We start from the raw sequence: 24585 nt of genomic DNA, 5'->3' as shown, positions 1-24585 counted from the left end.
GGAGCAGAGCATGGAAAAGTTAAAGATTTTTGTGGCCGGGCGCTGGTGCGAAGGCCGGGGCGATGAAATGGCCTCGGTATTCCCGGCCGACGGCAGCATCAATGCGCGGCTGAATGCCGCCAGCGTTGAGGACGTGAATGAGGCGGTGGAAGCGGCGGAGCGTGCCTGGCGCGCCCCCGAGTGGCGCGGGCTGGTGCCGCACCAGCGCGCCTCGATCCTCTATCGCGTCAGCAACCTGATTCTGGCGCAGCAGGAACAGCTGGCGCAGTTGCAAACCCGCGACAACGGCAAGCCGTTGGCGGAAACCCGTGGTCTGGTGGCCAGCGCGGCAGCCACTGCCCGTTATTTCGCCGCCGCCTGCGAAGTGCTGGAGGGCGAGCTGCCCACCCAGCGCAGCGCCGAAGTGATGACCCTGAGCCAGTATCAGCCGATGGGCGTTATCGCCGCCATCACGCCGTGGAACTCGCCCATTGCCAGTGAAATGCAAAAGGTGGCCCCGGCGCTGGCAGCGGGCAACGCGGTGATCCTCAAGCCGGCCGAAGCCACGCCGCTGATGGCGCTAAAACTGGCGGAGTTGTTCGAACAGGCAGGGCTGCCTGCCGGGCTGCTCAGCGTACTGCCGGGCAAAGGCTCGGTGATTGGTGAAGCGCTGGCGCGTCACCCGTTAGTGAAAAAGATCTCCTTTACCGGCGGCACCAGTACCGGCCGCCATCTGGCGCATATTGCCGCTGAAAAATTGATCCCCACCTCGCTGGAACTGGGCGGCAAGTCGCCGACCATCGTGTTGGAAGACGCCGATCTGGAACAGGCGGCGCGCGGGATTTGTTACGGCATTTTCAGCTCAGCCGGGCAGGCGTGCATCGCCGGTTCGCGGCTGTTTGTACAGCGTTCGTTGTACCAGCCGCTGCTGGCGCGCTTGAGTGAACTGGCGGCGGGATTGCGGGTGGGCAACCCGCTGACGCCGGGGGTGCATCTTGGTCCGCTGATTAACGATAAGCATCGCCAGAGCGTGGCGGATTATGTGGCGCTGGCGCAGCAAGAGGGCGGCCGGGTCGTGATTGGCGGCGAAGCTCCGGCCGATCCGCTGCTGGCGGGCGGCAGCTATTACCTGCCGACGATTATCGACGGGTTGAGCAACAGCGCCCGCGCTTGTCAGGAAGAGATTTTTGGCCCGGTGCTGGTGGCGCTGCCGTTCGACGATGAACAGCAGTTGATCGAACAGGCCAATGATTCGGTGTACGGCTTGGCAGCCGGGATCTGGAGCCGCGACTTCCCGCGGGCAATGGCGCTGGCGGAACAATTGGAAACCGGCACGGTGTGGATCAATACCTACAAAACTTTTTCTATTTCTACGCCTTTCGGCGGTTTCAAAGAGAGCGGTCTGGGCCGCGAAAAGGGTCTGCACGGCATCAAAGCCTACATGCAGCAGAAAAGCTTGTACCTGGCGCTGAACCATCAGGTGAACCGCTGGAGCGATTAGCTTTGGTCGACGGTGCGTACCCCTACAACGAACACAATGAGAAGGCAGATGATGAGCGATAAAATAACGGTTGGTGAAGCGATAGCCCGGACGCTGGAGCAATACGAGGTGTCGGCGATGTACGGCATCATTTCGATCCACAATCTGCCGATTGCCGATGCAGTGGGGCAGCGCGGAAAAATCCGCTTCGTACCGGCACGCGGCGAAGCGGGGGCGGTCACCATGGCCGATGCCCACGGGCGCTTTTCCGGCCTGGGCGTGGCGCTGACCAGCACCGGCGCGGGCGCCGGCAATGCGGTCGGTGCGATGATCGAGGCGTTAAACGCCAACACGCCGCTGCTGCACATTACCGGCCAGGTGGAAAAAGCCTGGCTGGACGCCGATGCCGGGTTTATTCATGAAACCCGCGATCAGCTCGGTTTCCTGCGCGCCTGTTCCAAGCGCGCTTACCGGGTTAATTCCCCGGAGCAGGCGGTGGCGGTGATCCAGCGGGCGATCCTGGATGCGCAGACCCTGCCTTGCGGCCCGGTGGCGGTAGAGATCCCGATCGATATTCAAAGCAGCCTGGTATCCCGTTCGGTGCTGAGCCGGCCGTTAGCGCCCGCGCCGCTGCCGCCGGCGGATGATGAGGCGGTAGAACGTCTGTATCAGCGGGTGAAAAGTGCCAAACGGCCGCTGTTGTGGCTGGGGGGCGGGGCGCTTGCCTGTGGCGATGCGGTGCGCAAGCTGGCCGACGCCGGGGTGGCGGTGATCTCCAGCACCCACGGACGCGGCATTCTGCCGGACAGCCATCCGCGCAGCCTGCGTGCTTTCCATAATTCGCCGAGCATTGAGGCGATCCTGACGCAGTGCGATCTGACGCTGGTGGCCGGTTCGCGCCTGCGCAGCAACGAAACTCGCACCTGGACGTTGCCGCTGCCGCGCCCGCTGGTACAGATTGATATCGATCCGGCGGCGGGCAACCGCAACTATCTGGCCGATGAGCAAATCAACGGCGACTGCGCCGTATTGCTTAACGCGCTGGCCACCCGGTTGAGCCCGTGCGAGAAGGTGAATGCCGACTGGGATGCCGAGATCGCCTCTGCGGTGCGACAGGCGGAAAGCGCGTTGCGCGAGCAGTCGGGAGAATACGCCAAACTGAACGACGCCATTGCCGCTGCGCTACCGCAGGATGGGCTGTTGGTGCGTGATATCACCGTGTCCGGCAGCGTATGGGGTAGCCGTTTGTTCCGCGCTTTGGCGCCGCTGTGTAACATTCACTCGTTGGCCGGGGCGATCGGCATGGGCCTGCCGATGGCGATCGGCACCGCGATCGCTAACCCGCAGCGCAAGGTGGTTGGGCTGGTGGGCGACGGCGGGCTGGCGCTGGGGCTGGGAGAACTGGCGACGATGGCGCAGGAGCAGGCCAATATTACGCTGCTTATCATGAACGACGGCGGGTATGGCGTGATGCGCGGCATTCAGGATAAATACTTTGCCGGCCGCCAATATTACAACGAGCTGCATACCCCGGCGTTTACGCTGGTCGCCGAGGCGATGGGGCTGAAGGCCTGGAAGGTGGACAGTGCGGCGCAGTTCAAGGGCGTGCTGGCGGAAGCGATTAACTATCCGGGGCCGTCGGTGGTGGAGGTGGATATGAACAGTATTGGGCCGCTGACCTTCGCCGGGCCGCCGCAGAAGTCATTATATTAAGAGATAAAAAATGCCCGGCGGACGCCGGGCATTGAGGTTTACTTGCCTGCCGCGATGCGATCGCGGATATGCTGAGCGCGTTCTTCAGAGGCCGGGTGATCGTCGAACATGCTGCTTTGACGACCGGCTTCCATTTTCGCCAGCTTTTCAAAGCTGGTCACCAGGCCGTTAGGATCGATGCCGCGTTTTTTCAACAGATCGAACGAATAATCGTCCGCTTCGCTTTCCTGTTTCTGCGAGAACTGGGCGTTAACCAGTTTTTCGCCCACATCCGCCAGTTGCGATTGCGACAGCGAACCTATGATGCCGCCGGTTGAGGATGCCGCAGTGCGCAGCGCCACGGTGCCGTAAGCGACCTGCATCGCCTTGCGGGTATGGCCCAGCGCCACGTGGCCCATTTCATGGCCCAGCACGCCTTCCACTTCGTTGTCGGTCATCATGTCCATCAGCCCGCTGTAAACGCGGATACAGCCGTTGGCCATCGCCCAGGCGTTCACGTCTTTGGTAACGTAAACCTTGTAGTTGGCCGGCGTGCCGTTGATATTATCTCCCAGCGCCGCCGCGATTTTGTTCAGACGTTTGGCGTAGGTGCTGTCGGCTGGCGCGATTTGTGCCTTGCTGTCCATCTCTGCGCAGGATTTAACACTCAGGGTTTTTACGTCGTCATTGCTCAGCGTTGCTGCCTGAAACGCCTGCGCCCCAGACTGCATCAGCGTATCGGTATTCAGGTTTTGACAGCCGCTTACCAAGGTGGCAATGCTTAATGCAATCAAAGAGGTACGAATCTTCATAAGGCCATCTTCCTGTGAGAGTAACAAGGGATAGTGCGAGCGTAGTTTAGGGGAAATCTTGTCGCACGAGACTAGTGTACGTCAGCAATCGGGAGAATAGTGTTATTCCGAAAAAACGCCCGATCGTGCTAATAAGTTGTGAACTCGCTCTCATTTGGCATTAGGGATTGCCGTTTTAATGCTGAGTCTGAGAAAATAGAAAACTTGACCGATTTTTTAATCCGACCTGGAGTAAAACATGTCCTCTCGTAAAGAGCTTGCCAACGCCATCCGCGCACTCAGCATGGACGCCGTCCAAAAAGCAAATTCCGGCCATCCGGGCGCACCTATGGGCATGGCGGACATCGCCGAAGTCCTGTGGCGCGACTACATGAACCACAACCCGACCAACCCGCACTGGGCTGACCGCGACCGCTTCGTGCTGTCCAATGGCCACGGCTCCATGTTGATTTACAGCCTGCTGCACCTCACCGGCTACGACCTGCCGATGAGCGAGTTGGAAAACTTCCGTCAGCTGCATTCCAAAACCCCGGGCCACCCCGAGTACGGCTACACCCCTGGCGTCGAAACCACCACCGGCCCGCTGGGCCAGGGCATCGCCAACGCCGTCGGGTTCGCCATTGCCGAACGTACCCTGGGCGCGCAGTTCAACCGCCCGGGCCATGACATCGTCGACCACCACACCTACGCCTTTATGGGTGACGGCTGCATGATGGAAGGCATCTCCCACGAAGTCTGTTCGCTGGCCGGTACCCTCAAGCTCGGCAAACTGACCGCGTTCTACGATGACAACGGCATCTCCATCGACGGTCACGTGGAAGGCTGGTTCACCGACGACACCGCCGAGCGCTTCGAAGCCTACGGCTGGCACGTGGTGCGCCACGTCGACGGCCACAACCCGGACGCCATCAAGGCGGCCATTGAAGAAGCCCGCAAGGTCACCGACAAGCCGTCCCTGCTGATGTGCAAGACCGTGATTGGTTTCGGTTCCCCGAACAAGGCCGGTACCCACGACGTGCACGGCGCTGCGCTGGGCGCCGCCGAAGTGGCCGCCACCCGCGAAGCCCTGGGCTGGAAATACGCCGCCTTTGAAATCCCGCAGGACATCTATGCCCAGTGGGACGCCAAAGAAGCCGGCCAGGCCAAAGAGTCTGCCTGGAACGACAAGTTCGCCGCCTACGCCAAGGCCTTCCCGGAACTGGCTGCCGAATTCACCCGCCGCGTGAACGGCGAACTGCCGGCCAACTGGAAAGCCGACGCGCAGAAATTCGTCGAACAGCTGCAGGCCAACCCGGCCAACATCGCCAGCCGCAAAGCGTCGCAAAACGCGCTGGAAGCCTTCGGCAAGGTGCTGCCGGAATTCCTCGGCGGCTCGGCCGACCTGGCGCCAAGCAACCTGACGATGTGGTCCGGCTCTAAACCGCTCAATGAAGACCTGGCGGGCAACTACATCCACTACGGCGTGCGCGAGTTCGGCATGACCGCCATCACCAACGGCATCGCGCTGCACGGCGGTTTCCTGCCGTACTCCGCGACCTTCCTGATGTTCGTGGAATACGCCCGTAACGCGGTGCGCATGGCGGCGCTGATGAAAATCCGCAACGTGTTCGTTTACACCCACGACTCCATCGGTCTGGGCGAAGACGGCCCGACGCACCAGCCGGTCGAGCAAATCGCCAGCCTGCGCGTGACCCCGAACATGAGCACCTGGCGCCCGTGTGACCAGGTGGAATCGGCGATTGCCTGGCAGTACGGCATCGAGCGCAACGACGGCCCGACCACGCTGATTTTCTCGCGCCAGAACCTGACTCAGCAGCCGCGTAACGCCGAACAACTGGCGAACGTGTACCGCGGCGGCTACGTGCTGAAAGACTGCGCGGGCACGCCGGACGTGATTTTGATTGCGACCGGTTCGGAAGTGGGCATCACGGTGGACGCGGCAGACAAGCTGAGTGCAGCGGGCACGAAAGTGCGCGTGGTGTCGATGCCGTCGACGGACGCGTTCGACAAGCAGGATGCGGCCTACCGTGAATCGGTGCTGCCGGCGGCAGTATCGGCGCGCGTGGCGGTGGAAGCGGGTATCGCGGATTACTGGTACAAGTATGTGGGCCTGAACGGCGCCATTGTGGGTATGACCAGCTTCGGCGAGTCGGCCCCGGCAGACCAGCTGTTCAAAGAGTTCGGTTTCACCGTGGACAACGTGGTGGCCAGGGCACAGGCGCTGCTGAAGTAAGTCACGGCAGGGGGAGGCGCAGGCCGCGCCCTGAACATGATGACGCCAGGCCCGGCAAAGTTGCCGGGCTTTTTATTGCCCAAAAATCGCCCAACCTCACAAAACACGAAGATAAAAAATCAACGGCGTTGCTTAAGAACGAGGATTAACTATATGTTAATTTTTAGTTTCTTAAATGTAACCAGGAGTTGATCATGTTGACAAGAATCAGTGCGTCTGTGGTTGCGATCGCGGTACTGGGGGCGGCGCCTGCCTATGCCGACTTCCCGGCAGGCTATCCGGCTGACTATCAGAAAATAGTCGATGGCGCGAAGAAAGAAGGCAAGGTTGTGGTGTATTCCACTACCGACACCAAAGCTGCCGGTCCGCTGATTCAGGGGTTCGAAGCGCTGTATCCGGGCGTGAAAGTCGAATACAACGACATGAACAGCACCGAATTATACAACCGCTACATCAGCGAACAGGCGGCGGGCGGCACCAGCGGCGACGTGGTCTGGAGTTCGTCGATGGACACCGCGCTGAAACTGGCGACCGACTACGCGCAGGAGTACGCCTCGCCGGAACAGGGTCAATTGCCGAAATGGGCGGTCTGGAAAGAGAAGGCCTACGGCACCACCTATGAGCCGGTGGTATTCATCTATAACAAACGGCTGATCCCGCAGGGTGACGTACCGGACTCACACGCCGCACTGGCAAAATTGATCGCCAGCCAGACCGACAAGTTCAAAAAGAAAGTCACCACCTATGACATCGAAAAGTCAGGGCTGGGTTTCATGTTGTCGGTACAGGACTCCAAGGCCGATCCGCACTATTTCGCTACCCTGGCTGACGTAGCCAAAGGCGGCCTGGCGGTGCAGTCCTCAACCGGTACCATGATGGAAAGGGTGTCATCCGGTGAGAACCTGATCGGTTTCAACATTCTGGGTTCTTATGCCGAGGCCCGCGCCAAAACCGACCCTTCGCTCGGTATTTCTTATCCGAAGGATTACACGCTGGTGCTGTCGCGCGTGTCCTTTATCAGCAAAGAGGCTGCCAACGCTAACGCAGCGAAACTGTGGCTTAACTACGTGCTGTCGGAAAAGGGCCAAAGCATACTTGCCAATCAGGCGGACATTCCTTCCATCCGCAATGACATCGAAGGCAAGAACGACATTGAAGGCATGACCAAAATGCTTGGTAACGCGCTGAAACCTATCCCGGTGGATGAGAGCCTGTTGGAGTATCTGCAGCCGGCCAAACGCCTGGATTATATCAAGCAGTGGCGTACCGCCGCGGCAAAATAATAACCGGATCCGGACGCGCGTCTGCCACGTCGGCGCGCGCCCTTTGGTCGTCGTCGTTTACAACCATTGGGATATTTTATGGAAGCATGGCGTAGAAAGTGGCAAAGCCTGCCACGCGGCTTGGTGGTGTTGATAACCGCATTGGTTATCTATGTACCGCTGTCGTTTATCGTGATTCAAAGTTTCCTCTCGGCCCCCTTTTTCTCCCCGTCCAAGGTGTTCAGCCTTGAGGCGTTTCAGTTTATTTTTACCGACCCCGACTTTTACAAGGCGCTGAAAAGCGGTTTTATTCTGGCTTTCGGGCTGGTGGTGATCGCCATTCCGCTGGGGGGCATTCTGGCCTTTTTGATGGTCAGAACCGATTTGCCCGGCCGCCGCTTCATTGAGCCGCTGATCCTGGTGCCGATCTTTGTCTCCCCGATGGTGCTGGGGTTTGGCTACGTGGTGGCCGCCGGGCCGGTGGGTTTTTTCTCGCTGTGGGCGGAGGCGCTGCTGGGCTTCGTGCCGTGGAATATCTACTCGATGTCCAGCATCGTGGTCATCGCCGGGCTGACGCATGTGCCCCACGCCTATCTGTACATTTCTTCGGCGCTGCGCAGCGTAGGCTCCGACGTGGAAGAAGCGGCGCGCACGGCGGGGGCCTCGCCCTTGCAGGTGATGACCGCCGTCAGTTTGCCGATGGTGCGGCCGTCCATTCTTTATGCCGGCGTGCTGCTGTTCTTCCTTGGGCTGGAAGTGTTTGGCCTGATGCTGGTGCTGGGCGACCCGGAAGGCAACCTGGTGCTGGCGACCTATCTGTATCAACTGACCAATAAGCTGGGTACGCCGTCTTACCATTTGATGGCGGCGGTGGCGGTGGTGCTGATCTGCATCACCATTCCGTTGGTGATGTTGCAGCGCCGTCTGATGCGCACCGCCAACCGTTTCGTTACCGTCAAAGGCAAGGCTTCGCAGGCTCGCGCGCTGCCGCTGGGTAAATGGCGCTGGGTCGCCGGTGCCGTGGTGGTGTTCTGGCTGACGGTCACCATCGGCGTACCGCTGGTGGGTGTGGTATTGCGCGCCTTTATCTCCAATTGGGGCGTGGGCGTTTCCATCTGGGACGAACTGTCGCTCAATACTTTCCGCACCATCTGGCAGCAACCCAACCTGCTGCGGGCGATTGTCAACTCAATGGCGATTGGGGTGCTCGGTGGCGCGCTGGCGGTGGTTTGCTACCTGTTTATCGGCATCGCCATGCACCGTAAACCCGACGGCGCGACCCGTTTCCTCGACTACAGCGTGCTGGTGCCGCGAGCGGTGCCGGGCCTGCTGGCCGGTCTGGCTTTCCTGTGGGTATTCCTGTTCCTGCCGATGTGGCTGGATAAATCGCTGAAAGAGGGCTGGCTGTCGGCGTTGCCGGTGGCCGAGTGGTTGCGGGAGAACCTGATCGTCTGGTTGCGTTCCTTGCGCAGCACCATCTTCAGCGTTTGGCTGGCCTATACCGTGGTATGGATGGCCTACGGTCTGCGGCTGATTTCCTCCACGTTGTTGCAGGTTGGCCCCGAACTGGAAGAAGCGGCGCGCAGCGCCGGTGCGACCCGTGGCCAGATCACCCGACACGTCACCATTCCGCTGTCGCGTTACGGCCTGATTGGTTCGTGGCTGTTAATGTTCCTGATTTTTGAACGCGAGTATTCCACCGGGGTGTATCTGCTTTCTCCGGGCACGGAAACCATAGGATCGATGCTGGTTTCGCTGTGGGCGGCGGGCGCCATTGATATCGTTGCGGCGCTCTCCTTTATCAACATCCTGTTGGTGGTGTTGGGTCTGGGTATCGCCCTGCGCTTTGGAGTGAAATTACATGATTGAACTTTCGGTAGATAATCTGCATTTGACCTACGGCGACAACCCGGTGCTGAAAGGCGTTTCGATGCAGTTGAAACGGGGTGAAGTGGTTTCGCTGCTGGGCCCGTCGGGCAGTGGCAAAACCACGTTGCTGCGTGCGGTCGCCGGGCTGGAAAAGCCGACGCAGGGCTGCATTATCATCGGCAGCAATAGGGTATACGATGGCGCTTCGCGCAGTGAGATCCCGGCCGAAGAGCGCAACCTCGGGCTGGTGTTCCAGTCTTACGCGTTATGGCCGCATAAAACCGTGTTTGAGAACGTTGCCTACCCGCTGAAATTACGCAAAGTCGCCTCGGCGGAAATTAGCCAGCGGGTGCAGGGCGTGCTCGATCAGCTTGGGCTGGGAGCGTTGGGCAAACGCCATCCGCACCAGCTTTCCGGCGGCCAGCAACAGCGCGTGGCGATTGGCCGGGCGCTGGTGTACAACCCGCCGGTGATCCTGCTGGATGAACCCTTGTCTAACCTGGATGCCAAGCTGCGTGAAGAGGCGAGGGTGTTTCTGCGCGAGTTGATTATCAAGCTTGGCCTGTCGGCGTTGATGGTGACCCACGATCAGAATGAGGCGATGGCGATTTCCGACCGTATTTTGCTGCTCAACAACGGGAAAATCGAACAGCAAGGTACACCGCAGGAAATGTACGGTTCACCTTCGACCCTGTTTACCGCCGAGTTTATGGGCAGCAATAATCGCCTGTACGGCAAGGTTACTGAGGTGAGTGACGGTAAAGCACGCATCGAAGGTAAAGACTGGGCGTTGTGGGGCATGGCAGGCGCGGGGGTAAAAGCCGGCGCAGAGGGGACGGCGGTGATCCGTGTTGAACGCGTGCGCCTGGGGGACGATCAGCAGGGCAACCAACTTGAACTGCCTCTGCTGACCAGCATGTATCTTGGCGATCGTTGGGAATATCTGTTCCGCACGGTGGCCGAGGATTTTGTGGTGCGTGCCTATGGCAGCGAGGTTCGCGGGCAGGCGCTGTGCAGGTTATCGTTGCCGGCAGAGCACCTGTGGATTTTCCCCAAAGAGTAATATCGGCATGACCGCCCCCTGCGATGAGGGGGCGGTCGGCTGGCTAAAAGTTGAGTGTTTCATCGTCAGGCTTTGGCGCCGCCTTAAGTCAAAAGTGTGCGCTAGATCATCTTATTCTCGCAAAACCCTCTCGCGTTGCCCCCCGGCTTGCTGCACCTGTTCCTTTTGGCAAAACTTTGGTTTATGCTCGGCTGAAGCGTTTCAGTTGTGGCAGTATCTCGCAGAAATGCCCGAGTGACGCCGGTGAAGATCCGCCGGCAGAAAGGAATAATGTTACGCGGCGATTCACAGCAGGCGGTGCGATACACTACTCTATGCAGGTTAGTCAGATAACCAGCCAGTGCCCTCTCGATACCGGTGAACGCGCCCGGCGAAAGAAGGCCCTTTTTCAGGAGCAGCATGACCATCCGCATAGCGATAAACGGCTTTGGCCGCATTGGCCGCAGCGTTTTACGCGCACTGTATGAATCGGGACGTAGAGCGGAAATTTCCGTGGTGGCGATCAACGAACTGGCGAATGCCGAGGGGATGGCCCACCTGTTGAAATACGACTCCAGCCATGGCCGCTTTGCCTGGGATGTACGCCAGGAATGCGACATGCTGACCGTCGGGGACGACAGTATCCGTTTGCTGCATCAGCCGGCGGTGGAGTTGCTTCCCTGGGGCGAGCTGGGCGTCGACGTGGTGCTGGATTGCAGCGGCGTGTTCGGCAGCCGGGCGGATGGCGAGGCCCATCTGGCGGCGGGGGCGAAGAAGGTCCTGTTCGCCCATCCGGGCGGCAACGATCTGGACGCCACCATCGTGTTTGGCGTCAATCATCAGACGCTGCTGGCGGAACACCGTATCGTGTCCAATGCGTCATGCACCACCAACTGCATTATTCCGGTGATCAAGCTGCTGGACGATGCCTTTAGCATCGAATCGGGCACCGTGACCACCATTCACTCGTCGATGAACGATCAGCCGGTGATAGACGCCTATCATCAGGATTTGCGGCGCACCCGCGCGGCGAGCCAGTCGATTATTCCGGTCGACACCAAGCTGGCCGCCGGGATTACCCGCATTTTTCCGCAGTTTTGCGATCGTTTCGAAGCGATTTCCGTGCGGGTGCCGACCATCAACGTGACGGCCATCGATCTCAGCGTCAGCGTCAGTTCGGCGGTGAAAGTGACAGAGGTCAACCAGCTGTTGCAAAAGGCCGCACAGGGATCTTTTCGTGGTATAGTCGACTACACGGAACTACCATTAGTCTCGATTGATTTTAACCATGACCCGCATAGCGCTATCGTCGACGGTACGCAGACCCGGGTCAGCGGGCAGCACCTGATCAAGACCTTGGTTTGGTGCGATAATGAATGGGGCTTTGCCAATCGGATGTTGGATACAACACGGGCAATGGCCGCCAGCGGTTTCTAGTACGGCGGCATCGGCGATTTGTCGGTGCGTCGCTTAGGCAACTTTAAAGAGATTTAACCAAGAGGGTTCACCATGTCTGTAATTAACATGTCCGATCTGGATCTGGCAGGTAAACGCGTTCTGATCCGCTCCGATCTGAACGTTCCAGTGAAAGACGGTAAAGTGACTTCCGATGCACGTATCCGTGCTTCCCTGCCGACGATTGAAGCTGCGCTGAAACAAGGTGCTCGCGTGATGGTAACGTCCCACCTGGGCCGTCCTGTCGAAGGCGAATACAACGAAGAATTCTCCCTGCTGCCGGTTGTAAACTATCTGAAAGAACACCTGAAAAACCCGGTACGTCTGGCCAAAGACTACCTGGAAGGCGTTGACGTTGCAGAAGGTGAGCTGGTCGTGCTGGAAAACGTCCGTTTCAACAAGGGCGAGAAGAAAGACGACGAAACCCTGTCCAAGAAGTACGCGGCGCTGTGCGACGTATACGTGATGGACGCTTTCGGCACCGCGCACCGCGCGCAGGCTTCGACACACGGCGTGGGCAAGTTTGCTCCTGTTGCCTGTGCAGGCCCGCTGCTGTCTGCCGAACTGGAAGCCCTGGGCAAAGCGCTGGGTAACCCGGCTCGCCCAATGGTCGCTATCGTTGGCGGCTCTAAAGTGTCTACCAAGTTCGACGTTCTGCAGTCCCTGGTGAAAATCGCGGATACCGTGATTGTTGGCGGCGGCATTGCAAACACCTTCGTTGCTATCGAAAACAACGTGGGCAAATCACTGTACGAGCCAGACTTCGTTGCTGCGGCAAAAGATCTGCGCGATCAGTACGGCATTCCAGTTCCAACCGATTCACGCGTGGGCACAGAGTTCTCTGAAACTGCCGTAGCAACGGTGAAAAATGTTTCAGACATCGCTGATAACGAAGAGATTATGGACTTCGGCGACGAAACTGCTTATGCAATGGCAGCGCTGTTGAAAAACGCCAAAACCATTCTGTGGAATGGCCCGGTTGGCGTCTTCGAATTCCCTAACTTCCGTCGTGGCACCGAAATCGTCGCGAACGCTATCGCAGACAGCGAAGCCTTCTCCATCGCAGGCGGCGGCGACACTCTGGCTGCAATCGACATGTTCGGTATTGCTGACAAGATTTCCTACATCTCAACCGGCGGCGGCGCCTTCCTGGAGTTCGTGGAAGGTAAATCATTGCCGGCGGTAGTGATGCTGGAAGAGCGCGCTAAGCAGTAATTCAGACAACGGGAGGCGAAAGCCGCCCGTTTGTTTTATACCGCGCGGCCAAGGCGGCGCGGCATGAAAAAATCGATTTACATCCATCTACGGCCGACGAAACAGGACAAAGTAACATGTCTAAAATTTTTGATTTCGTAAAACCGGGTGTCATCACTGGTGATGACGTTCAGAAAGTATTCGCAGTAGCTAAAGAGAACAACTTTGCGCTGCCAGCAGTGAACTGCGTGGGTACCGACTCCATCAACGCCGTGCTGGAAACAGCCGCGAAGGTACGTGCTCCGGTTATCGTTCAGTTCTCCAACGGCGGTGCCGCGTTTATCGCCGGCAAAGGCGTGAAGACTGACGTTCCGCAGGGCGCAGCGATTCTGGGCGCGATTTCTGGTGCACATCATGTTCACCAGTTGGCTGAGCATTACGGCGTGCCGGTTATTCTGCACACCGACCACTGTGCGAAGAAACTGCTGCCATGGCTGGACGGCCTGCTGGACGCGGGCGAGAAGCACTTCGCCGCTACCGGCAAACCACTGTTCTCTTCTCACATGATCGACCTGTCTGAAGAGTCTCTGGAAGAAAATATCGAGATTTGCGGCAAGTACCTGACTCGTATGGCGAAGCTGGGTATGACTCTGGAAATCGAACTGGGCTGCACCGGCGGTGAAGAAGATGGCGTGGACAACAGCCATATGGACGCATCTGCTCTGTACACCCAACCGGAAGACGTGGCTTACGCGTACGAAAAACTGAACGCCATCAGCCCACGCTTCACCATCGCGGCGTCCTTCGGTAACGTGCATGGCGTTTACAAGCCAGGCAACGTTAAACTGACCCCGACCATCCTGCGTGATTCTCAGGACTACGTGTCCAAGAAATTCAACCTGCCGCACAACAGCCTGAACTTCGTGTTCCACGGCGGCTCCGGTTCTACCGACGCAGAGATCAAAGAGTCCGTAGGCTACGGCGTGATCAAAATGAACATCGATACCGACACCCAATGGGCAACCTGGGACGGTATCCTGCAGTACTACAAGGCGAACGAAGGTTACTTGCAGGGCCAGTTGGGCAACCCGAAAGGCGCCGACCAGCCGAACAAGAAATACTACGATCCACGCGTATGGCTGCGTGCAGCCCAGACTTCGATGATTACTCGTCTGGAACAGGCTTTCAAAGATCTGAACGCAGTAGACGTTCTGTAATCTCGGTTAGCTGTTTTGCCATAAAGGCTCCCTTCGGGGAGCCTTTTTCGTTTTAGCTTAACAGGCCGGCGCCGACGTTAATCGACAGCCCCAGGATCACCATATTGAACACGAAAGAGATGACCGATTGCAGCAGGGTGATTTTGCGCACTTCCGCTGCGCCGACCGCCACGTCGGCGGTTTGCGACGCTACCGCGATGGTGAATGAGAAGTAGGCGAAGTCCAGATAGGTCGGTTCGGCAAGATTGCCGGGAAACACCAGCGGCAGCGGATCCTGCTGCGCGCCCTTACGGTAAAACTGGTGGGCGTAATGCATGGTGAAGGCGGTCGGTAGCAGCAGCCAGGACACCACCAACGTGGCGCCGGTCAGCGTCAGATGCAGCGTTTTCAGCGAGTCACTGACCTGCTTGGCCGTGCCCAGTTCAAACATGATAGACAGAATGCTTACCAGGCAACCGATGCTGACCAGCGCCAACACCATACTGGCGCTCTCATCCTGCAAACGGGCGATCTGGCGGATGTGCTGTGGCGTGCTCACCAGCATCAAGCGCCAGAGAAACAGCAGGTAGAGCCAGGCCAGCACGTTCCAGCCGATCATCAGGCGTTGCAGTTCAGAAAGCTGAGCCGGTAGCAGCAGGTAGCACAGAATGCCGGCCCCCACCGAAAGCAGCAGCCTCGGCCGAACCTGCCAGTAGTGTTTAATCGACGAAGGAATGTACATAACGGATGGGGTTCCTGGTTAACTTAATGGGGATAGCGCTTTGTTTAGCATAGAGGAAATGGCCTTAAACAGAATGCTGTTTCGGTTATTTTTAGCGCTTGCGGTTGGATGCTGGACGAATGTTGGTTAACCTAAGGCGGTGGTTTCCAACTGGCGATTGATGTCAGTATATTTTTGCGAGTTTATCCCCTTAGGGACAAAGTTAGGACGACACGAATGAAAGATTTGAATGTAGTGGATGGCATCAACGGCGCCGGTAACTGGCTGGTGAAGAACCAGGATCTGCTGATCCAGTACGCAGTGAACATCGTCGCCGCTATCGTTATCCTGATTATCGGTTCGATTATTGCCCGAGTGATAGGCAACGCATTAAACCGCGTGATGAAGCTGCGCGGCATTGACGCCACGGTAGCGGATTTCCTGTCTGCGATCGTGCGTTATGGCGTGCTGGCGTTTACCTTTATTGCAGTGCTGGGGCGCATTGGCGTGCAGACCACTTCGGTGATCGCCGTGCTGGGTGCCGCCGGTTTGGCCGTAGGTCTGGCATTGCAGGGTTCGCTGTCCAACTTTGCCGCTGGCGTGCTGCTGGTGATCTTCCGTCCGCTGCGCGTGGGCGAGTATGTTGATCTGGGCGGCGTGGCCGGCACTGTCGATCAGGTGCAAATTTTTTCCACCACTCTGCGTACCGCAGACAACAAAACCATCGTGGTGCCGAACGGCAAAATCATTGCCGGCAACATCATCAACTACTCCCGCGAGCCGAATCGCCGTGTGGATATCGTGGTGGGCGTGGCCTATAACGCCGACATCGACGTGGTGAAAAAGGTGCTGGGCGATGTGATAGCGGCCGACAAACGCATTATGCATGCCAAGGGCGTGACCGTGCGTCTGAACGAAATGGCACCGTCTTCGCTGAACTTCGTGACCCGTTCCTGGACCACCAACGCGGAGTACTGGAACGTGTACTTCGATCTGATGGAAAACTTCAAGCGCGCACTGGATGCCAACAACATCGGCATTCCGTTCCCGCAGATGGACGTGCATCTCTATCGCACCGAGCAAGCCGCCGCTAAAGCGGAATAAGCGAGAAGGGGCCCAGGCCCCTTTTTTATTGCTGGCCGAGGTTATCTCTCTGAGAGGCAGCCTCGGCTTTTCGTTTTATCAGTTTGGCAACGCTAATCCAGACGCGGGTACCCGGCGGTACACGCTGAGCCGGTAGAGCAGGAGAGGGCGGCTGAGCCCAGCCATACCGGTACCAGGCGCTGAGCATCGGCAGGTCACGCCAGCCTCTGGTACAGCCTCGAAAATTACAGGTATAATCTCACAAATTATTCAACGGGTTTAGAAACGAAAATGACAAAACTCACCTTGCAAGAGCAGATGCTGAAAGCTGGACTAGTGACCAGCAAAAAAATGGCCAAAGTCCAAAAAACCGCAAAAAAATCACGGGTGCAGGCTCGTGAGGCAAGAGAAGCGGTGGAGGAAAATAAAAAAGCGCAACTTGAGCGTGATAAACAGCTAAGCGAACAACAAAAACAAGCGGCTTTATCTAAAGAGTATAAAGCTCAGGTGAAGCAGCTCATTGAAATGAACAGAATCGACCTTGCAAAAGGCGATATTGGTTTTAACTTCACAGATAATAATGTAATTAAAAAAGTCGTTGTGGATAAGTTTACCCAAGCCCAGCTGATTAGCGGTCGCCTCGCCATTGCTCGTTTGGTTATTGATAACCGCGAGGAGAGTGAATACGTGATTATCCCTGCGAGCGTAGCAGATAAAATTGCGCAGCGAGATGCGAACAGCATTGTATTAAATAGTGCGCTTAGTCAGGAAGAGCAAGATGAAGAAGATCCGTATGCCGATTTTAAAGTGCCCGATGATTTGATGTGGTAATTAACGTTTTGCACCGGCTTATGCATGAAAAGTCCTTCAGGGCTTTTCATTAGGATTTATCTTCAGCCAGTTTATGGATAAACACAGGGTTATTCTGGCGAGTTGCCAACACCTTTGCTGCCCACCCGACTGGATGATGTCTTTTTGGCTTCACCGCTTTTATCGAATCTACGCTAAAGTCTTCTGATTAAACCTTTCCATAAGCACTTTGGCACCACACCGGGGCATCGTTCTTCGCTTTCAAAACGGGCTGGCATGACGGGCTTTGATCCGCTCTTTGCCAATGGGATGAACAAAATGCAGCTCACTGGCGTGCAGCATCAGCCGCGGGATCTGTTCGGTACCCGGCAGCAGGCGACCGCCATACAGGTCACAGCCCAAAATAGGGTGGCCCAACAGCTGACAGTGGATGCGGAGTTGATGAGTACGCCCGGTTTCCGGGGTTAGCTGTACCCGCGTCACTGGCAGTAACGTCCCGCCTTCCAACTCATGGTAAAAGCGCTCAACGACCCGATAGCCGGAGCGAGCGGGCTTGCCGTGGGTTGCGCAAATCGACATCAGCGGGAACAGCGCCGGGTCTTTGGCAATCGCGGCGTCTATCACCCCGTCGTCGTCGTCCAGATGCCCGCAGAGCAGTGCGCTGTACACTTTGGTCACTGTTCGTTGGCTGAACTGTTGGCAGAGAGCGGCATTGATAGCCTTATTGCGGGCAATCACCATCAGCCCGGAAGTACCGAAATCCAGGCGGTGGACCAGTGTGCAGCCGGGAAATATCTGTACCAGCCGATGATGCACCGAATCCAGATTTTGCGGGTTTTTCCCCGAGAGGCTGAGCAGCCCGGCGGGTTTATTGATCAGTACCAGACTCTCGTCCTGATAGAGATTCTCGATCTTGTCATGGCACGGCGGGGCAATAAAGGTATCGATAATCTTGGACATCAGGCTACCCGGATGAAGAGTGGGAGCGGATGATAACGAATTTTAAACCGGCTGGCGAATCTGGCTGTTCGTCTGACGGAGCGGCGGCTGGCAAGCTGTCACGCAGAGTACGACGCCGGATTATGTCGCGATTTTAATGGCTGTTTTCACCAGACGCCTCTCGACGTCTGGCTACTACGGTGGTTAGCCAGCGAGGGCGGGCTAACCCGACTTATTGCCCATAATAGGCGTTCTTGCCGTGTTTGCGCAGATAGTGTTTATCCAGCAACTCTTGCTGCATGCTGCCGATACCCGGCGTCAGCTGGCGTGAAAAAATCCCCATATAGGCAATTTCTTCCAGCACCACCGCATTGTGCACCGCGTTGTGCGGATCCTTGCCCCAGGCGAACGGGCCATGTGCATTCACCAGCACCGCCGGAATGGCGTTGGGGCTGATGCCGCGCCGGCGGAAGGTGTCGATAATCACCTTGCCGGTCTCCAGCTCATAGTCATGTTCAATCTCCTGCTCGGTCATCAGCCGGGTGCAGGGGACGGCGCCGTAGAAGTAGTCGGCGTGGGTGGTGCCCCAGGCGGGGATGTCCAGCCCGGCCTGCGCCCAGATGGTGGCGTGACGCGAATGGGTGTGTACGATACCGCCGATATCGGCGAATTCACGGTACAGCGCCAGGTGGGTGGCGGTATCTGAAGACGGCTTCTTGGTTCCCTCGACGGTGCGGCCGCTAGCGAGATCTACCACCACCATATCCTCGGCTGCCATATGCTCGTATTCCACGCCGGAAGGCTTGATCACCACCAGCCCGCGCTCGCGGTCCACCGCGCTGACATTACCCCAGGTGAAAGTCACCAGATTGTGGCGGGGCAGGTCGAGGTTGGCTTCCAGCACCTGTTGTTTAAGCTGTGGCAGAGTTAGCATGTCATTCCCCCTTGTTGCATTTTCTGTTCGATCCAGCGGCGTGCCTGAACAATCTCGGCCACCGGTTCCTCGGCTTTTTCGGTCCACATTTCGATCAGGAAAGCGCCGCGGTAGTTAAGCTGTTTCAGCGTGCGGAACACGGCGACAAAATCCACGCAGCCTTCGCCAAAGGGCACGTCGCGGAATTGCCCCGGCGAACTTTCGGTGACCGGGTAGGTGTCTTTCAGGTGGATGGCGGCAATGCGGTCAATGCCCAGCGCCAGCTCCTGCGCCACATCGTTGCCCCAGGCACTGAGGTTGCCGACGTCCGGATACACCGTGAACCACGGCGATGCCAGGCAAGCGTCCCAGGCCTTCCATTTGCTGATGGAATTCATAAAGGCGGTGTCCATGATTTCTACCGCCAGCATCACCTGGGCGGCGGCGGCACGCTCGACCGCCCATTGCATGCCCTCGGTAAAGCGCGCCAGAGTGCTGTCGTCCTGCTGTTCGTAATAGACGTCATACCCGGCGAGCTGAATGGTGCGGATACCGACGTCTTTCGCCAACTGAATGGCCTGTTCCATCATCTCGAAAGCGCGCTGGCGCAGCGCATCATCATGGCTGCCGAACGGGAAGCGACGATGGCCCGACAGGCACATTGACGGGATACTGATGCCGGTTTCCAGCATGGCGCTGACCAGCGACAGCCGCTGCTCCTTGCTCCAACTCAGACGTGCCAGCCGCTCGTCGCTTTCATCCACCGACATCTCGACAAAATCGAAACCGCAGGCTTTGGCCAGCGCCAGCCGCTCGGGCCAGGTCAGGTGTTTCGGCAACGCTTTTTCATAAATTCCCAATGGGTGCTGGCGCATATCAACCTCTCCAGATGTCATCAATGGCGGAACGGAACTGACCGGCGGCGGCCAGCGGATCGGCAGCCTCCGCCAGCGCCCGACCGACGATAAAGGCGGTTACGGCGATATCTTTGAACAGCGGTAAATCGGCCGGTGTGATACCGCCGGTGACCGACAGCTCGATACCCAGATCCGACAGCGCTTTCATCAGATCCAGATCTTGCCGCCCCCAGGTTTGCCCGCTGGCCTGAGCGTCGCGGCCACGGTGGTAGATCGCCTGGCGGATGCCGAGCTCGCGCCATTGTCTGGCGTCGTCCAGCGTCCAGCGGCCGAACAGCTCAATCTGAATGTCCCCCTGATGCTGCTGCGCCACTTCCAGCGCGCCGGCCATGGTGGCCAGCGGCGCGGCGCAGATCACCGTCATCCAGTCGGCACCGTGGCCGAAGGCCTGCTGCGCCAGGGTGCCACCGGCATCGGCCACTTTCAGGTCAGCCACCAGCGTATGCTGCGGGCAGCGCTCACGCAGTGCGCTCACGGCCTGGATACCGGCGCTGATGCATAAAATGGTGCCGGCTTCGATGATGTCGACGTGCGATTGCAGGCGTTCTGCCGTTTGCAGGGCGGCCTCCAGCCGGGTATGGTCGAGCGCCAGTTGCAGGCGCGGTTTATTGCTCATGGAACCTCCTGGTGGCCGGATTGCAGCCCTTGCAACGCCGCAATCAGCGCCTGATAACCTTGATGTTTTCGAGCGTAGGCTTCACCGGCTGCGGTGTCCGGCAGCACCCGTTCGATGCGCGGTGCCAGCGCCAACTGGGCGGCGGTGAAATCATGGAATGCGCCGCTGCCGACCATGGCCGCCATCGCGGCACCCAAGCAGCCGGTTTCCTCTACCTGCGGCAGTTCCACCGGCAGGCCGCTGACGTCGGCGAACATCTGCATCCAGGGTGCCGATTTGGCGGGGCCGCCGGTGACGCGCAACGCTTTAGCCGCCGGGAAGCGTTGCCGCATGCGGTTAAGGTGGGTCATATGACAGAACACCACGCCTTCGTAGATCGCCTGCACCAGATGTTCGCGCTGGTGGAAGGCCTGTAGGCCGTGGAAGCTGGCGCTCAGTCCCAGACCGGCGTTGGAGCCATACAGGAAGGGGGCGAACAGCAGGCTGCCGGCGGCCTTGGGCAGCGCGGCGACCCAGTCATTGAGTTGGGCGTAGTCGCTCAGCCCCCATTGGCGGCAGAACCATTCCAGGTTGGCGGCTGAGGTGGGGCTGGCTTCGTGCACGATGTATTTCCCCGCCTCGGCGTGGCGGCCATAGACAAAGGGATGGTCGAAGCCTTCGGTGATGCTGTCGGTGATGCCGCTGGTGACCGACCAGGTGCCCATCACCGCATTAAGCCGCGTCTCATCCTGCAACCCGGCGCACAGCGCGGTGGAGACCACGTCAAACAACCCGCCAACCACCGGCGTTCCCGGCAATAATCCGGTAGCCTCGGCTGCTGCGGCGTTCACCCGCCCGGCGATCTCGGCGGAGCCAACGATCGGCGGCAGGGCGAGCATGATGTCGCCGATGCCTAACAGTTGCGCCAACGCCGGGTCATAGCGCCCGCCGCTCATCTGGTACAGATTGGATTCGGAGATATTGGTTTCTTCGCAGGCCAGCTCGCCGGTCAGGCAGTAACGCAGGTAATCGTGCGCCATCAGCACGCTGCCAATCCGGCGGTAGCGTTCCGGCTGGTGCTGTTTGACCCAGCGCAGTAGCGAGACCGGATGGCCGGTCCACAACGTTTGCCGCGTCTGTGGGTACAATGCCTGCGGCACTCCCTGTTTCTGCCACTCTTGCACCTGCGCCAATGCGCGCTGGTCGGAAGACAGCATGGCGTTGCCCAACGGCTGGCCTTGCTCGTCTAACAAAAACGCGCCTTTACCCTGCGCCGAGATGCCGATGGCCTGAATATCAGCGGCGGCAATGTCGTTGCGGGCCAGCAATTCGCGGATCACCTCGGCGGCGGTCTGCCACAGCGCGGGCATATCACGTTCCGCCCAGCCGGGTTGCGGCGCGATAATGTCCAGCGTACGGCGGGCTATGCCCAGTTCTGTGCCATTCCTGTCATACAGGCCGGCTTTGATAAAGGTGCCGCCGCAGTCCAGCCCCAGCCAATAGTCCATTATTCGGCCCCCGCTTTTTGGTCGCATCTGTTCGGCAGCATTAACGCCAGCACCGAGGCGATGGCCAGCGACACCGCGAGGCTGTAAACGCCGACGTCTTTGCTGAACAAGGTGATCAACACGCCGACCATATAGGGGCCGCAGAAGCCGCCGAGGTTGCCCAACGCATTGATCACGCCGCGCGCGCCGCCGGCCACTTCGGCGTTAAACAGCTTGGGCGGAATGGTCCAGAACACCCCGGCGGCGGCCTGGATAAAGACGCCACAGCCCACCAGCGCCGCGTATGACCACCAGATGTGATCCTTCAGCAGCACCGACAGCGCCATACAGATGGCAAAGCAGGCCAGCGGCAGTGCGACGAACACTTTGCGCTTGCCGGTGCGATCGGAGAGGGTGGAAATGATCAGCATGCCGAAGATGGCGCCGAGATAGGGCAGGATAGCCAGTATCCCGACCTGCTCCATATTGCCGTTGGTGAGCCCCTTGAGAATGGTCGGCAGCCACAGGGTGTAGCCGTAAATCCCGGTCTGGTAGAAGAAGTTCACCAGAATCAACTGCCACATGATTTTGTCGCCCAGCACCCGACGCAGCGAGGCGTTGCGCACCGTTTTGCCTTTGATCAGCAACTGTTCGTCGTGCAGCGTTTTGATCAGATAATCTTTTTCCGCCTGCGAAATCCATTTGGCCTCTTGTGGACGGTTGCTGATGGTGAAATACCACAGCACCATCACGACCAGCGACAGCGCGCCCTCGACCAGGAACAGCATGCGCCAATCCCAGGCGGTGATGATCCAGCCGGACAGCGGTGCGGTGAGGATGCCGGCGATCGGCACGAACATGATGACGATGGCGTTGGCGCGGCCGCGTTCCTTGTCTGGGAACCAGTTGCTGATCATGGTCAGCACCACCGGCAGCATGCCGCCTTCGGAAACGCCGAGGGCGAAGCGCAGGAACAGCAATTGATACTGGTTAGTGACCAGCCCGGTCAGCACGGAAATCACCGCCCAGGCCAACAGTGACCAGCCGATGAATTTCTTGCCGTTGCCGTACACCGCCAGCTTGCCGCCCGGCACCTGCAGGAACAGATACCCGATAAAGAAGATGCCGCCGGCCAACCCGGCCATCGAGGCGGTGATACCCAGTTCATCGTCCATGCCGCCGGGCATGGCGAAGGCGATGTTCACCCGGTCCATATAGGAAATAATGCAGGTAATAAGAATGGGCGGCACTATTCTCAACCAGCGTAATTTGGGGATCGCCTGGCTTTGGGTGACAGAAACAGAGGCTGTATTCATATATACACCTGTAGAGTCATTTAGTGGTGTTAAGGCGTAGGGGCGCCCACACAGGCCCGCAGGCCCGTGCTATTGGTGGTTATAAAGTCAGCGTTGCTTATTGGGCGTTAAATAACGCCAGCGGTATTTTCACTACCACTTTGCGAATAGCGCAGGGCCGTTGATGAATACAGGCCGGGCGATGAACGTCCTGCGGAAAAAATACCGCGAAATTGCCGGGGCGCATTGTGAGCCAGGATTCGTCCGCGACGTCCTGATAAAAAATGATGTCGCGCTGCGCCAGCAATTCCTGATGGACCGGGTTATCGCCGCGATCTGCCGCTACGCCGATCAATTCGGTGCCGCTGACCAGAAACTGTACGTCTACGTTTTTACGGTGTACTTCGGGCCGCAGTTCGTCCGGCGGTTGAGTGTGCAGATCCAGCACCTGCACCACGAAACCCGTGGTGGGATCTTCATAACGCCCGGCGGGCAGGGCGCTGAAATCGGTATTCTGCAAGTAGGCGACGGCGCTGGCGACCGGCGCAGGGTACTGTTCGGGGGCCGTATTGGCGATATGACCGAATATCATGGCGGTTCTCCTGTTACAGCGCCTGAATGCGCGCCCAGACGCGTTCATCGACCGGAATGCCGTCGCGCATGTTTTCCGCCTGGATGCGTGGGAATTTATGGCCCGGCAGGCGAATGGCAACTTCCGGGTTATCGCGCTCGGCGCTGGTGATGTAATCCATGATCCGTTGCAGCTTTTCGTCACGGGTATTGCCGTCGATCAGGCGCTCGATCTCAATGGCGATAAACACCTGGGATACTCCGTACTCATCGCGGTTGTCTTCGGTGACCTCCGCCACCGAGGATCCGCCGGACAACAGGGTGGCGATCATATCCAGCACAATCGACAGCGCCGATCCTTTCCAGTAACCCATCGGTAAAATGCGGCGGTTCTCTTCAATGGTGGCCGGATCTCGCGTCAACTGGCCGTCGTTGTCGAAGCCGCCGTCTACCGGCAGCGTTTTGCCGGCCAGCCGGTTCAGCTCCAGCGCGCCGTAGGAAAACATCGACATCGACATATCCACCATGGTGATTGGGTTGCCCGGCACCGCGACGATCAGCGGATTGGTGCCGATGCGGCACTCTTTGGATCCCCACGGCGGCATCACGGCTGCCGAGTTGGTCCAGCAGATGCCGATATAGCCTTTCTCCGCCGCCTGCCAGCCGTAACCGCCGCCGCGCATCCAGTGATTGGCGTTGCGCAGCGCCACCAGTCCGATACCGTGGCTATCGGCCAGTTGCATGGCGCGATCCATCATGCTGCGGGCGGTGAGGTTGCCAATGCCCTGATGGGCGTCCCACTGTTCGATTGCGCCCAGCGACAGCAGCTTGCTGGGTTCGGCGTCCGGCACGATATCGCCTGCGTCGAGCTGATGAATAAAGCGCGGAAACCGGTTAACGCCGTGGGAGTAAACGCCGCTGGCCGAGGTGTCGGCGAACATGCCGGCGCAGTCGTCAGCGGTGGCGTCTGCCACGCCCCGCGACAGCAGTACGCGTTTGAATTGCTGTTTCAGATCGGTGTAACTCACTCTCATGCGGGCT

The 24585-nt window shown here is 58.6% G+C and carries 21 protein-coding genes; 11 read left to right on the top strand and 10 right to left on the bottom strand.

Going from position 1 to position 24585, the window contains the following annotated elements; translation table 11 throughout:
• The first annotated feature begins 10 nt into the window (after window positions 1–10).
• Together JEM67_RS23040 and JEM67_RS23035 are read left to right on the top strand one after the other, a co-directional pair.
• A complete protein-coding gene (locus JEM67_RS23040) occupies window positions 11–1480 on the top strand; it encodes an aldehyde dehydrogenase (RefSeq protein ID WP_199638365.1) in 1470 nt (489 codons plus the stop codon).
• A 51-nt stretch (window positions 1481–1531) separates the two neighbouring features.
• Window positions 1532–3172 (top strand): thiamine pyrophosphate-binding protein, encoded by a 1641-nt coding sequence (locus JEM67_RS23035; RefSeq protein ID WP_199638450.1) that lies wholly within the window; start codon window positions 1532–1534, stop codon window positions 3170–3172.
• 38 nt (window positions 3173–3210) lie between these two features.
• Here the strand turns inward: JEM67_RS23035 and JEM67_RS23030 are convergent, their stop codons facing one another.
• Window positions 3211–3963: a M48 family metallopeptidase gene (locus JEM67_RS23030; RefSeq protein WP_004947785.1), complete on the bottom strand. Its 753-nt coding sequence runs from the start codon at window positions 3961–3963 to the stop codon at window positions 3211–3213.
• 238 nt (window positions 3964–4201) lie between these two features.
• Here JEM67_RS23030 and tkt point away from each other — a divergent pair, with 238 nt between their 5' ends.
• From tkt to fbaA, 7 genes are all read left to right on the top strand, one after another.
• Window positions 4202–6196 carry a transketolase gene (tkt, locus tag JEM67_RS23025; protein WP_426406336.1) on the top strand — a complete coding sequence of 665 codons (1995 nt, stop codon included), beginning with the start codon at window positions 4202–4204 and terminating at the stop codon, window positions 6194–6196.
• A gap of 194 nt (window positions 6197–6390) precedes the next feature.
• Window positions 6391–7479, top strand: coding sequence for an ABC transporter substrate-binding protein (locus tag JEM67_RS23020; RefSeq protein WP_013814425.1), 1089 nt, complete (start codon window positions 6391–6393; stop codon window positions 7477–7479).
• Window positions 7480–7557: 78 nt separating this feature from the next.
• Entirely contained in the window at window positions 7558–9327 is a 1770-nt protein-coding gene (locus JEM67_RS23015; RefSeq protein ID WP_199637940.1) for an ABC transporter permease, read from the top strand.
• Entirely contained in the window at window positions 9320–10390 is a 1071-nt protein-coding gene (locus tag JEM67_RS23010) for an ABC transporter ATP-binding protein (protein ID WP_013814423.1), read from the top strand. Before JEM67_RS23015 ends, JEM67_RS23010 begins: the two co-directional genes overlap by 8 nt.
• 399 nt (window positions 10391–10789) lie before the next feature.
• A complete protein-coding gene (epd, locus tag JEM67_RS23005; protein WP_199637938.1) occupies window positions 10790–11806 on the top strand; it encodes an erythrose-4-phosphate dehydrogenase in 1017 nt (338 codons plus the stop codon).
• Window positions 11807–11878: 72 nt separating this feature from the next.
• Window positions 11879–13039, top strand: coding sequence for a phosphoglycerate kinase (pgk, locus tag JEM67_RS23000; protein ID WP_013814421.1), 1161 nt, complete (start codon window positions 11879–11881; stop codon window positions 13037–13039).
• Window positions 13040–13155: 116 nt separating this feature from the next.
• Window positions 13156–14235 carry a class II fructose-bisphosphate aldolase gene (fbaA, locus tag JEM67_RS22995; protein WP_013814420.1) on the top strand — a complete coding sequence of 360 codons (1080 nt, stop codon included), beginning with the start codon at window positions 13156–13158 and terminating at the stop codon, window positions 14233–14235.
• A gap of 52 nt (window positions 14236–14287) precedes the next feature.
• On the opposite strand, the gene JEM67_RS22990 is transcribed toward fbaA, so the two are convergent.
• A complete protein-coding gene (locus JEM67_RS22990) occupies window positions 14288–14956 on the bottom strand; it encodes a DUF1345 domain-containing protein (RefSeq protein ID WP_013814419.1) in 669 nt (222 codons plus the stop codon).
• A 216-nt stretch (window positions 14957–15172) separates the two neighbouring features.
• Between JEM67_RS22990 and mscS the strand changes: the two genes are divergently transcribed.
• Window positions 15173–16039, top strand: a complete 867-nt coding sequence (mscS, locus tag JEM67_RS22985) for a small-conductance mechanosensitive channel MscS (protein WP_013814418.1) — start codon at window positions 15173–15175, stop codon at window positions 16037–16039.
• A gap of 270 nt (window positions 16040–16309) precedes the next feature.
• Window positions 16310–16849: a DUF2058 domain-containing protein gene (locus JEM67_RS22980; RefSeq protein ID WP_199637929.1), complete on the top strand. Its 540-nt coding sequence runs from the start codon at window positions 16310–16312 to the stop codon at window positions 16847–16849.
• 240 nt (window positions 16850–17089) lie between these two features.
• On the opposite strand, the gene JEM67_RS22975 is transcribed toward JEM67_RS22980, so the two are convergent.
• The 8 genes from JEM67_RS22975 to yiaK all read right to left on the bottom strand — a co-directional run bounded on the left by JEM67_RS22975 (window position 17090) and on the right by yiaK (window position 24578).
• A complete protein-coding gene (locus JEM67_RS22975; RefSeq protein ID WP_199637927.1) occupies window positions 17090–17788 on the bottom strand; it encodes an RluA family pseudouridine synthase in 699 nt (232 codons plus the stop codon).
• Window positions 17789–17999: 211 nt separating this feature from the next.
• Window positions 18000–18701 (bottom strand): L-ribulose-5-phosphate 4-epimerase, encoded by a 702-nt coding sequence (gene araD, locus JEM67_RS22970; protein WP_199637925.1) that lies wholly within the window; start codon window positions 18699–18701, stop codon window positions 18000–18002.
• Window positions 18695–19555, bottom strand: a complete 861-nt coding sequence (locus tag JEM67_RS22965) for an L-ribulose-5-phosphate 3-epimerase (RefSeq protein ID WP_199637923.1) — start codon at window positions 19553–19555, stop codon at window positions 18695–18697. Before JEM67_RS22965 ends, araD begins: the two co-directional genes overlap by 7 nt.
• Window position 19556: 1 nt before the next feature.
• Window positions 19557–20213, bottom strand: coding sequence for a 3-keto-L-gulonate-6-phosphate decarboxylase UlaD (gene ulaD, locus JEM67_RS22960; protein ID WP_063203094.1), 657 nt, complete (start codon window positions 20211–20213; stop codon window positions 19557–19559).
• Entirely contained in the window at window positions 20210–21700 is a 1491-nt protein-coding gene (locus JEM67_RS22955) for an FGGY-family carbohydrate kinase (RefSeq protein WP_233527806.1), read from the bottom strand. The genes ulaD and JEM67_RS22955 overlap by 4 nt, the downstream gene beginning before the upstream one ends.
• Window positions 21700–22995, bottom strand: a complete 1296-nt coding sequence (locus tag JEM67_RS22950) for an MFS transporter (protein ID WP_199637921.1) — start codon at window positions 22993–22995, stop codon at window positions 21700–21702. The genes JEM67_RS22955 and JEM67_RS22950 overlap by 1 nt, the downstream gene beginning before the upstream one ends.
• Before the next feature lie 97 nt (window positions 22996–23092).
• Window positions 23093–23566 carry a YhcH/YjgK/YiaL family protein gene (locus JEM67_RS22945; protein WP_199637919.1) on the bottom strand — a complete coding sequence of 158 codons (474 nt, stop codon included), beginning with the start codon at window positions 23564–23566 and terminating at the stop codon, window positions 23093–23095.
• Window positions 23567–23579: 13 nt separating this feature from the next.
• Window positions 23580–24578 (bottom strand): 3-dehydro-L-gulonate 2-dehydrogenase, encoded by a 999-nt coding sequence (yiaK, locus tag JEM67_RS22940; protein WP_199637917.1) that lies wholly within the window; start codon window positions 24576–24578, stop codon window positions 23580–23582.
• Window positions 24579–24585 lie beyond the last annotated feature (7 nt).

Origin of the sequence: Serratia sp. PAMC26656 (assembly GCF_016469055.2) — a bacterium.
Classification (GTDB): domain Bacteria; phylum Pseudomonadota; class Gammaproteobacteria; order Enterobacterales; family Enterobacteriaceae; genus Serratia; species Serratia plymuthica.
The sequence above is the reverse complement of the archived record's forward strand: the minus strand, read 5'-3'. Positions and strand labels throughout refer to the sequence as shown.

Bases quoted from the DNA above. Each gene is read 5' to 3' on its own strand.
- JEM67_RS22950 (WP_199637921.1), bottom strand. From the start codon at position 22,995: ATGAATACAGCCTCTGTTTCTGTCACCCAAAGCCAGGCGATCCCCAAA.
- fbaA (WP_013814420.1), top strand. From the start codon at position 13,156: ATGTCTAAAATTTTTGATTTCGTAAAACCGGGTGTCATCACTGGTGAT.
- JEM67_RS23020 (WP_013814425.1), top strand. From the start codon at position 6,391: ATGTTGACAAGAATCAGTGCGTCTGTGGTTGCGATCGCGGTACTGGGG.
- epd (WP_199637938.1), top strand. From the start codon at position 10,790: ATGACCATCCGCATAGCGATAAACGGCTTTGGCCGCATTGGCCGCAGC.
- JEM67_RS23035 (WP_199638450.1), top strand. From the start codon at position 1,532: ATGAGCGATAAAATAACGGTTGGTGAAGCGATAGCCCGGACGCTGGAG.
- JEM67_RS22990 (WP_013814419.1), bottom strand. From the start codon at position 14,956: ATGTACATTCCTTCGTCGATTAAACACTACTGGCAGGTTCGGCCGAGG.
- araD (WP_199637925.1), bottom strand. From the start codon at position 18,701: ATGCTAACTCTGCCACAGCTTAAACAACAGGTGCTGGAAGCCAACCTC.
- JEM67_RS22945 (WP_199637919.1), bottom strand. From the start codon at position 23,566: ATGATATTCGGTCATATCGCCAATACGGCCCCCGAACAGTACCCTGCG.
- pgk (WP_013814421.1), top strand. From the start codon at position 11,879: ATGTCTGTAATTAACATGTCCGATCTGGATCTGGCAGGTAAACGCGTT.
- JEM67_RS22955 (WP_233527806.1), bottom strand. From the start codon at position 21,700: ATGGACTATTGGCTGGGGCTGGACTGCGGCGGCACCTTTATCAAAGCC.
- yiaK (WP_199637917.1), bottom strand. From the start codon at position 24,578: ATGAGAGTGAGTTACACCGATCTGAAACAGCAATTCAAACGCGTACTG.
- JEM67_RS23010 (WP_013814423.1), top strand. From the start codon at position 9,320: ATGATTGAACTTTCGGTAGATAATCTGCATTTGACCTACGGCGACAAC.
- JEM67_RS22965 (WP_199637923.1), bottom strand. From the start codon at position 19,555: ATGCGCCAGCACCCATTGGGAATTTATGAAAAAGCGTTGCCGAAACAC.
- JEM67_RS22975 (WP_199637927.1), bottom strand. From the start codon at position 17,788: ATGTCCAAGATTATCGATACCTTTATTGCCCCGCCGTGCCATGACAAG.
- mscS (WP_013814418.1), top strand. From the start codon at position 15,173: ATGAAAGATTTGAATGTAGTGGATGGCATCAACGGCGCCGGTAACTGG.
- JEM67_RS22980 (WP_199637929.1), top strand. From the start codon at position 16,310: ATGACAAAACTCACCTTGCAAGAGCAGATGCTGAAAGCTGGACTAGTG.
- tkt (WP_426406336.1), top strand. From the start codon at position 4,202: ATGTCCTCTCGTAAAGAGCTTGCCAACGCCATCCGCGCACTCAGCATG.
- JEM67_RS23015 (WP_199637940.1), top strand. From the start codon at position 7,558: ATGGAAGCATGGCGTAGAAAGTGGCAAAGCCTGCCACGCGGCTTGGTG.
- ulaD (WP_063203094.1), bottom strand. From the start codon at position 20,213: ATGAGCAATAAACCGCGCCTGCAACTGGCGCTCGACCATACCCGGCTG.
- JEM67_RS23030 (WP_004947785.1), bottom strand. From the start codon at position 3,963: ATGAAGATTCGTACCTCTTTGATTGCATTAAGCATTGCCACCTTGGTA.
- JEM67_RS23040 (WP_199638365.1), top strand. From the start codon at position 11: ATGGAAAAGTTAAAGATTTTTGTGGCCGGGCGCTGGTGCGAAGGCCGG.